Below are 258 nucleotides of genomic sequence, written 5' to 3'. Positions count from 1 at the left end.
CCCCAGTATTGTTGAAAAATTACTTAGTGTTAAACCTATTTGCAAACCAGGCGAATGTTACGGTTATCAAAATGTTATGTTTAGCCTTATAGGTAATGTGATATTACAAAGCAGTGGTAAAAGTTACGCGCAGTGGTTACGGGAAACTATTTTTGCGCCTTTAAAAATGAGTGATGCCAGCTTAGGTTTTGAATCTATGGTTCAGGATGAAAATTACGCATTACCACACGTGCGCGGTACAAAACGTTGGTATAGCGC

Annotated in this window: 1 protein-coding gene; it reads left to right on the top strand. The window is 38.8% G+C overall.

The genetic code is table 11. The annotated features are described in order from the left end of the window. Positions 1 to 258: serine hydrolase (locus tag AAEY68_RS21275; RefSeq protein ID WP_350586852.1), on the top strand; the 258-nt coding region annotated here is incomplete at both ends.

It is taken from the genome of Pseudoalteromonas sp. RB2-MNA-CIBAN-0110 (assembly GCF_040309305.1).
Lineage (GTDB): Bacteria > Pseudomonadota > Gammaproteobacteria > Enterobacterales > Alteromonadaceae > Pseudoalteromonas > Pseudoalteromonas arctica.
Note: the sequence above shows the minus strand (reverse complement) of the source record. Positions and strands in the feature narration are given on the sequence as shown.